This window comes from Thermoactinomyces sp. CICC 10521 (assembly GCF_016055135.1).
Lineage (GTDB): Bacteria > Bacillota > Bacilli > Thermoactinomycetales > Thermoactinomycetaceae > Thermoactinomyces_A > Thermoactinomyces_A daqus.
The window spans coordinates 1-1,314 of the sequence record NZ_JAECVZ010000080.1; the positions used below are offsets into that span (position 1 = coordinate 1).

Annotated in this window: 1 protein-coding gene; it reads left to right on the forward strand. The window is 51.3% G+C overall.

The features are described 5' to 3' along the window. Positions 1 to 85: 85 nt before the first annotated feature. Entirely contained in the window at positions 86 to 1,309 is a 1,224-nt protein-coding gene (locus I8U17_RS18030; RefSeq protein ID WP_198059992.1) for an IS256 family transposase, read from the forward strand. Positions 1,310 to 1,314 lie beyond the last annotated feature (5 nt).

Consider the following 1,314-nt stretch of genomic DNA (forward strand, 5'->3'; position numbering starts at 1 on the left):
AGCTGCGAAAAATAATTGAGCCATGGTGAAATTCCTCGGTTAGAATAGTAGTTGGCAAACATTCCCAAACAAGGAGGGTTTCACAATGGCTCAATACCAGATTACCGTAGATTCAGAGATTTTGCATCACCTGTTTTTGAAAGATTCAAAAGATGATGGAGTGGCCAAATTGCTGGAATCAGTTCTGAACCAGATCTTGAAGGCTCAAGTGACAGAACACTTGTCTGCGGAGCCGTATGAGCGTACAGAGGAACGCCAAGGCTACCGGAACGGCTCTTATCCCCATAAACTAACCACCCGTGTAGGAGCGATCACGCTTCGTGTGCCTCGTATCCGGGGCGGAAAGTTTTCGACTGAGCTGTTTGCCCGCTATCAGAGAAGCGAGCAAGCTTTGGTCTTGGCTTTGATGGAGATGGTGGTCAATGGCGTCTCGACCCGTAAGGTGGCCAAAGTTACAGAAGAGCTGTGCGGTACCGAGCTTTCTAAATCAACGGTTTCAGACCTGTGTAAACAACTGGACCCGATCGTGACCACTTGGAACGCTCGTCCCTTGCAGGACGAGCGGTACCCCTTCCTCATCGTCGATGCCATGGTACTCAAAGTCCGTGAGGAGGGGCGTGTGCGGGCCAGGGGCGCTCTCATGGCTATTGGCGTCAACCAGGAAGGACACCGGGAGGTTCTTGGCTTGATGCTGGGGGACAGTGAGTCTGAAGCCAGTTGGAACGAGTTTTTCAGCTGGTTGAAAAGCCGCGGGCTTTGTGGGGTGGATCTGGTGGTTTCAGATCACCATGCCGGCTTGATTCGTTCGATTCGCCAGCATTTTCAAGGAGTGACTTGGCAACGATGCCAAACGCATTTTTTGAGAAACCTGTTGGATGCCACACCTAAAGCTTGGCGTGGGGATTTGCATGCCCGGGTACGGGCATGTTTGGATGCTCCCGATCCGGAGACGGCCCGGATTCTTGTGAATCGTGTGCTTGAGGACTTTGAAACGAAAGCTCCAAAAGCAATGAGCATTCTGGAAGCTGGTATTGAGGATGCCATGGCTGTACTATCTTTGCCAGAAAAGTACCGAAAACGACTTCGTACGACCAACAGCCTGGAAAGGCTGAACGAAGAGGTACGCCGCCGGGAACGGGTGATTCGGATCTTTCCGAATCGAGCTTCCGTGTTGCGTTTGCTGGGAGCACTACTGATGGAAGTGGACGAAAAATGGGCCAGTGGTAGAAAGTACTTGGACATGACCGAGTACTTGGAGTGGCGAAAATCCAAAGAAAAACCTCAGCCAAAAGTCACACGCATAAGTTGAACGCC

Coding starts and splice junctions, on each gene's coding strand:
- I8U17_RS18030 (WP_198059992.1), top strand. CDS start 86: ATGGCTCAATACCAGATTACCGTAGATTCAGAGATTTTGCATCACCTG.